Here is a 6,421-nt window from a genome sequence, read left to right on the forward strand (position 1 = left end):
CAGCGCCTCACGTCTTGGTCCGCATCCGCATCATGAAGCTGTCGAAGCTGAGCTCGGCGACCTGGAACCAGGGCAGGGCTTCACCGCGGAAGGCGGTCAGACTCGCATACATCTTGCCGAAATGCGGATTGGTCTTGGAGAGATCGGCATAGATCTCGTTGGCGGCGCTGTAGCAGGCCTCCAGCACCTCCTGCGGAAACGCCTTCAGGATCGCACCCGACACCAGGAGCCGCTTCAGCGCCGGCGCGTTCAGCGCGTCGTACTTGCCGGTGACCCAGGTGTAGGTGTCGCGCGAGGCCGCATCGACCGCCGCCTGATAGTGCTTCGGCAGCGCGTTCCACTTGTCGAGGTTGAAGACGTTGTGGCCCTGGCTCGTGCCCTCCCACCAGCCGGGGTAGTAGTAGTACTTGGCGACCTTCACGAAGCCGAGCTTCTCGTCGTCGTAGGGGCCGACCCATTCGGCGGCATCGATCGTGCCTTTTTCCAGCGCCGGATAGATGTCGCCGCCGGCGATCTGCTGCGGCACCGCGCCGAGCTTGGCCATGATCGTGCCGGCAAATCCGCCGATGCGCATTTTGAGGCCCTTGACGTCGTCGAGCGTCTTGATCTCCTTCCGGAACCAGCCGCCCATCTGCGCGCCGGTGGCGCCGGTCGGAATGCCGTAGGCGTTGTGCTCCTTCAAGAGGTCGTTGACGAGATCCTGTCCGCCGCCCCACAGCAGCCACGAGATCTGCTGACGCGTGTTCAATCCGAACGGCAGCGCGGTGCCGAAGGTGAAGGCGGGGTTCTTGCCCCAATAATAATAGAGCGCGGTGTTGCCCATCTCGACGGTACCGTTCGAGACCGCATCCAGCACCTGCAGGCCCGGCACGATCTCGCCGGCCGCGAACGGCTGGATCTGGAAGCGGTTGTCGGTGATCTCGGCGACGCGCTTGCAGAAATATTCGCAGCCGCCGTAGAGCGTATCGAGCGCCTTCGGCCAGCTCGCAGCGAGCCGCCATCTGACTTCGGGCATCGATTGTGCGACAGCCGGCGCAGCAACAGCGCTTGCGGCCAGGCCCAATCCGCCTGCCGTCAGGAATTTACGACGTTCCATGCACTTCCCTCCGTTATGCCGATGCTTCGACCTTAGGAGAACGATCTTTGGGGTCGTCTTGTCTTGGTCGAGATCGACGTTGTTTTGTTGAGACTTGTGAGGCGTTTCCGAAGGCCCTGACGGGCTCTTGTTATTGGAATTCCGATCATTGCGGTTCCGTCAGCAAGGATGACCGTTCGCCTTGCGATAATCAAGCCTCATGCCGTCCTCGCAATTGCGAACGCGGGCCAGACGAAAGTCGGGGATTGGTGAACTGCTGCTTGATTGGGCAACAGCGGCGGCGCGCTTGCGGAGAGAAGTGAAGGCGCTCGTCGTTGGGACCGGATTCACTGTCGTCAACGGAGGTACGTTCCCTCCCCCCTTGCGGGGGAGGGCTAGGGAGAGGGGTAGCCCAGCAAAAGGTGCCGATTGTTCAGGATACACAGAGTGCGATGTGCGACGGATAGAATCCCCGTGCGGCACCCCTCTCCCTGACCCTCCCCCGCAAGGGGGGAGGGAACGGAGAGAGCGTTGCCATCGGCCGAAGCCATCAGACTGCTACCCCTCCTTCGCGAACGCGGCCTCCATCGCCTTCCTTGTCCTGATCGTCTCGTTGTTCGCATCGAACTCGACGTCGCTCCAGCGTACGATCTCGCCATGGGCGACGTCGTGCTTCAGCTTGAGGCGATGCGCGAGGCCGATCGGCAGGGCGCCTGCTTTCAGGCTCGCGGCGGCCGGCACCAGCTTGCCCCACACCGTGTAGCCGCCTTCGCCGTCGAGCATCTCGCCGGCGCGCAAGTTGCGTTTGGCCACGGCGGCGACGTCGCCGCGGAAGCCGAAAGCCTGGCCGGTCGGCTCGCCGCGCAGCGCGGCCGACAGGATCGAGATGTTCAGCTCGAGCCCGATCAGATGATAGGGCTTGTACATCGCCGCAAAGCGTCCGCTGGCATCGGTCTTCAGGCCATATTGCTTGAAGCAGTCGGCGGCGTAGTCGTTGGGCGCCTCCAGCACGACATAGACGCCCCAGCGCAGGTCGCGAAACACCGGCCGTCCGTCGCGCTCGAGCGAGGAGACGACTTCCACCACGCCGGACCGCTCCAGCACGCCGCCGCGCGAGCGCGGCCGCATGATGTGCGGCAGATCGTCCACGCCGCAGGGCGGAAACAATAGTCCCTCCGCGGGCACGTCGAGGCCGCAGGCGTTCGCAATCGCGGCCATCTCGATGGCCGATTTGGTGCCGTCGAGGAAGGAGTTGAACATCTGCGGGTTCATGCCGGCCGACTGCGCTTCGCCCGCGGTCAGCCCGTAATGTTGCCAGACGCCGTCCGGCGTCACGTCGTGATAGGCCGGCAGATACTTTGTGCCCTTGCCGGCGGCGACGACGCGAAAACCGGTGGCGCGGGCCCAGTCGACCATCTCCGCCGTCAACGCCGGCTGATCGCCATAGGCGAGCGAATAGACCACGCCCGCTTTCCGCGCTTCCTCGGCGAGCAGCGGGCCCGCCAGCACGTCGGCCTCGACATTGACCATCACGATATGCTTGCCGGCGGCGATCGCGGCGCGCGCATGGCGGATGCCGACGGCGGGATTGCCGGTCGCCTCCACCACCACGTCCATCGCTCCGCCGGCGATGGCGCGGGCGCCGTCGTCGGTGAAGACGGTGGCGGCAATCCGCTCGGCGCTCCAGCCCACGGTGCGGCACGCCTCGCGCGCGCGCTCGCGGTCGATGTCGACGATGATGGGCACCTCGAGTCCCGGCGTATGCGGCACCTGTGCGAGGAACATCGAGCCGAATTTGCCCGCGCCGATCAGTGCGACGCGAACGGGTTTGCCGGCGGACGCGCGGGCTTGCAGGAGTCGGAAGAGGTTCATGGGGGATGTCCTGGTGCAACAATCAAAACTCGTCATTCCAGGGCGCGACGAAGTCGCGAGCCCGGAATCCATCGGGCCGCAGAGACTGCGGATAAATGGATTCCGGGTTCGCGCTTCGCGCGCCCCGGAATGACAGGTTACTCCGCCGCTTGCCGTGGCGCGCGGGCAAGCCGCACCAGCGCATCGTCATCCACCGTCTTGATCGGCGTGAAATCGCGATGTGCGATGTACTCCGGCCGCGTCGGGGTGCGGATGTAGTTCGAGACCGCGTTCAGCGTCAGGTACACGATCTTGCGCGGGTAGGGCGTGATGTTGCCGCTGGAGCCGTGCACGAGATTGCCATGGAACATCAGCATGCCGCCCGGCTTGCCTGTGGGCGCGACGATGCCGCCCTGCTTGACGAGGCGCGTCACGGTGTCCTCGTCCAGCGTCCACAGCGGATAGGAGGTGGTGGCAAGGTCATGCGAGGCTTCGAGATCGCCTGCGTTCTGGCTGCGCGGCACCAGCATCAGGGGGCCATTGATCGGCATCACCTCGTCGAGGAAGATCGCGATGTTCATCGCCCGCGGCTCCGGCATGCCGTCGTCGCGCTTCCAGGTGCCGTAATCCTGGTGCCACTGCCAGACGTCGCCGGTGAAGGCCGATTTCGCGTTGATCTTGAATTGGTGCATGTAGACATGCTCGCCGAACACCTGCTCGACCGGCTCGATCATGCGCGGATGCGCGCCCAGGATCCCGAACGCCTCGTTGTAGAGATGCGCGGCGAAGGCCGTGCGCGGCGCGCCGCTCTTCTCGCGCCAGACCTCGGGCCGGTCGGCGTCGTAGATGCCGACCGCCTCGCGCGCGAGCAGGTCGACCTCCTCCTGGCTGAACAGCTCGGGTAGGAACAGCCAGCCCTCGCGGTGGAAGAATTCCAATTGCTCCTGGGACAGTTTCACGGGTCGTTTCCTCCTTGGTCTGTTTTGTTTTTGTCATTCCGGGGCGCGACGAAGTCGCGAGCCCGGAATCCATTTCTCCGCAGTCTCTGCCGCCCGATGGATTCCGGGCTCGATGCTGCGCATCGCCCCGGAATGACGGTGGCTGTGGCTACGCCGCCGCCTCTTCGTCGGCCCTCAATCTCTCCTCAGTCATCCGTCCCGCCGTCTGCGCATGCGCGAGCGCGGCGCGTTCAGCGGCCTTGGCATCGCCGCGCAGAATGTGTCCGGCAATGTCGGCGTGCTCCGCCCAGGCGCTGCCGCGATAGTCGAGCTCGGAGAGCACCGTCGCCATCGAACGGCGCATATGCGGCCATTGCGGCGCCATCGTCTCCTCGATCACGGGATTGCCGGCGAGCTGATAGATCGCGCGGTGAAAATCGACGTCGAGCGCGATGAGTTCGCCGAGCGACGTGTTGCGGTCGATGCCGCGCCCGGCGGCGAACGCCGTCTCCAGCCTCGTCCGCCCCGCCGCATCGCTCGCTGCGCGCGCGGCGGCGAGCCGGGCGGCCAGTGCGTCGATGGCGCCGCGTACCTCGTAGAGCTGGCGGATGCGCGCGGGGTCGAGCTGGGTGACTTCAAAGCCGCGCCGGCCGCTCTCGGCGACGAGCCCCTGACGGTGCAACAGATGCAGCGCGTGCGACACCGGCTGGCGCGACACGCCGAGCTTGTCGGCAAGCTCGTTCTGCCGGATGCGCTGGCCGGGCTCGAGCGTGCGGTCGGAGATCGCCTCCAGGATGCGCGCATAGACCTGGTCGATCAGGTTCGGGAGCGGGTCGAGAGGAATCACGCCGGCAGCTCCAAAATGGAATACGGAATTCTGTATTCGAAGCTACTCCTGGGAGGGGCAGGGCGTCAAGCACGGCCCGAGGCCGCGCCAGCCGCCCCTTTTGGTGCCACCTAAGCTATTGATATTACTTGGGTCGTCTACTGTGCATGGGGTTGTTTTCGAGGAAAAGACCGGGCGAGGCCGGCCTAGCGCTCCAGCACCTCCACCTCCATCGCGGTGATCTGGTCCGCATCGGCCACCGCCTCGATCGCTGCGATCCGGTCGCCGTTGAAGGTGACGCGCAGCGCGATGCGCAGACGTCCGCCGAGGATGACGGCAACGCCCATCTCGCCGTCGACCAGCGCCGTGCGTGCGGCCTGCGCGCGGCCCTTGTAGAGCTGTGCGACCGCATCCGCGCCGCGGATTTCGGCCAGCGTGCCGAGCCGCACCGCGGCCTGGTCGGCGCGAAACACCACGTCGGGATCGAGCACGGCGAGCAGGCCGTCGAAATCGCCTTCGCGCGAGGCCTTGAGGAATGCATCGACGATCCTGCGTTGATGCGTCAGGTTCGCTTCGGGCACCGGCGCGCCCTGCACGCGCCGCCGCGCGCGGCTCGCCAATTGCCGCGAGGCATCGACCGAGCGGCCGACGATCGGCGCGATCTCCTCGAACGGCACGGCGAACATGTCATGCAGCACGAAGGCGAGCCGCTCCGCCGGCTGCAATGTCTCCAGCACGATCAGCAGCGCCGCACCGACCGAATCGGCCATCTCGGCCTCGTGCTGCCGGGACTCGTCGACCGGCTCCGGCACGTGCGGGCCCATCGGATCCTCGCGGCGCGATTTCCGTGCCCGCAGCATGTCGAGGCAGATGCGTGCGACTACGGTCGTGAGCCAGCCGCGCAGATTCGCGACATCCGACATGTCGTAGCAGCTGACCCGCAGCCAAGCCTCCTGCACGGCATCGTCGACCTCGACGCGGGACCCCAGCATCCGGTAGGCGACCGCGCGCAAATGGTCCCTGTCGGCCTCGAACTGGCGCGCCAGAAAATTTTCTTCGAAGTTTTTTTGGGTCATCGGTCACATTCCCTCATCGCGATCCGTCATGCCCATGACGAAGCCGATCCGGCCGATGTGACCGGAACCTTCGATTTTTGTGAGATGGAGACGAATATGATGAACGCCCGCATGCCTCACCCAGTCATGGTCCTGCCCGAGGCCATGAATGTCCTGCAGTCTCTCGGCAATTTGACCAAGCAGGGCCTCCCCGAAAAGCTCCTGGAACTGGTGCACCTGCGCGCCAGCCAGATCAATGGCTGCAGTGTCTGCGTCGACATGCATCCCAAGATCGCCCGCAAGCTGGGCGAGACCGACGAGCGCCTGTTCGCCGTGTCGGCTTGGCGCGATGCGCCCTATTTCACCGAAGCCGAGCGCGCCGCGCTGGCGCTCACTGAGGCCGTCACGCGTATCGCCGATCGCTCGGATCCGGTGCCCGATGCGGTCTGGAACGAGGCCGCCAAGCACTTTGACGAGCGCGAGCTGGCAACGCTGATTCTTTCGATCGCGACCATCAACGTCTGGAACCGGCTCAACGCGACGATCAAGATGCCGGTGGGTGTGTGGAAGGTGTGAGTTTTTGTGCCCTCTCCCCTTGTGGGCCTGTTGCGTTATCGGCTTTTGAGGCTGAGGACGTTCGGAGAGAGGGGCGCGGTCACGGCCATTGCCGGCCAAG

General features: G+C 65.4%; 6 protein-coding genes. 1 reads left to right on the plus strand and 5 read right to left on the minus strand.

The window, feature by feature from the left end; translation table 11 throughout:
* Positions 1-7: 7 nt before the first annotated feature.
* The 5 genes from JQ635_RS25160 to JQ635_RS25180 form a co-directional block, all read right to left on the minus strand.
* The gene (locus JQ635_RS25160) at positions 8-1,096 is read right to left on the minus strand and encodes a TRAP transporter substrate-binding protein (RefSeq protein WP_211412456.1); all 1,089 of its coding nucleotides are present in this window, start codon (positions 1,094-1,096) and stop codon (positions 8-10) included.
* Between the two features lie 537 nt (positions 1,097-1,633).
* Complete coding sequence (locus JQ635_RS25165; RefSeq protein WP_211412457.1) at positions 1,634-2,947, minus strand: NAD(P)H-dependent oxidoreductase; 1,314 nt, start codon at positions 2,945-2,947, stop codon at positions 1,634-1,636.
* A 137-nt stretch (positions 2,948-3,084) separates the two neighbouring features.
* Positions 3,085-3,885 (minus strand): phytanoyl-CoA dioxygenase family protein, encoded by an 801-nt coding sequence (locus JQ635_RS25170; RefSeq protein WP_211412458.1) that lies wholly within the window; start codon positions 3,883-3,885, stop codon positions 3,085-3,087.
* 148 nt (positions 3,886-4,033) lie between these two features.
* Positions 4,034-4,711, minus strand: coding sequence for a GntR family transcriptional regulator (locus tag JQ635_RS25175; protein ID WP_211412459.1), 678 nt, complete (start codon positions 4,709-4,711; stop codon positions 4,034-4,036).
* Between the two features lie 185 nt (positions 4,712-4,896).
* Positions 4,897-5,766: a sigma-70 family RNA polymerase sigma factor gene (locus tag JQ635_RS25180; protein ID WP_211412460.1), complete on the minus strand. Its 870-nt coding sequence runs from the start codon at positions 5,764-5,766 to the stop codon at positions 4,897-4,899.
* Positions 5,767-5,865: 99 nt separating this feature from the next.
* Between JQ635_RS25180 and JQ635_RS25185 the strand changes: the two genes are divergently transcribed.
* Positions 5,866-6,321 (plus strand): carboxymuconolactone decarboxylase family protein, encoded by a 456-nt coding sequence (locus tag JQ635_RS25185; protein ID WP_211412469.1) that lies wholly within the window; start codon positions 5,866-5,868, stop codon positions 6,319-6,321.
* Positions 6,322-6,421 lie beyond the last annotated feature (100 nt).

Origin of the sequence: Bradyrhizobium iriomotense (assembly GCF_018130765.1) — a bacterium.
Lineage (GTDB): Bacteria > Pseudomonadota > Alphaproteobacteria > Rhizobiales > Xanthobacteraceae > Bradyrhizobium > Bradyrhizobium iriomotense_A.

Excerpts from the sequence above, each read along its gene's own strand:
- JQ635_RS25160 (WP_211412456.1), bottom strand. The coding sequence starts at position 1,096 with ATGGAACGTCGTAAATTCCTGACGGCAGGCGGATTGGGCCTGGCCGCA.
- JQ635_RS25165 (WP_211412457.1), bottom strand. The coding sequence starts at position 2,947 with ATGAACCTCTTCCGACTCCTGCAAGCCCGCGCGTCCGCCGGCAAACCC.
- JQ635_RS25180 (WP_211412460.1), bottom strand. The coding sequence starts at position 5,766 with ATGACCCAAAAAAACTTCGAAGAAAATTTTCTGGCGCGCCAGTTCGAG.
- JQ635_RS25185 (WP_211412469.1), top strand. The coding sequence starts at position 5,866 with ATGAACGCCCGCATGCCTCACCCAGTCATGGTCCTGCCCGAGGCCATG.